At 43.7% G+C, this 206-nt stretch carries 1 protein-coding gene; it reads left to right on the top strand.

Annotated elements, in window-relative coordinates; genetic code table 11:
* Positions 1-206, top strand: a 206-nt coding sequence (locus CBI42_RS12535) for an RNA 2'-phosphotransferase (protein WP_179211462.1), incomplete at both ends; no start/stop codon positions are given.

Raw genomic sequence — 206 nt, 5'->3', positions numbered from 1 at the left:
TTTACAAACGTTAATTACAAAGTTCAATCAACATTTTGGCACACCAATCAGTGAAAAAATTATCCGCAAAATTATGCGGGAAAGTGATAAACAGCGGTATGCCATCGAAGGCAACACTATTCTGGCATTATATGGGCATAGCGTCCCCGTACAGCCGTTAACCCCGCCAACCGAACCACCAGAGAAGCTGTATCATGGAACGACTC

It is taken from the genome of Streptococcus sp. KR (assembly GCF_002238115.1).
In the GTDB taxonomy this organism is placed as follows: Bacteria; Bacillota; Bacilli; order Lactobacillales; family Streptococcaceae; genus Streptococcus.
Note: the sequence above shows the minus strand (reverse complement) of the source record. Positions and strands in the feature narration are given on the sequence as shown.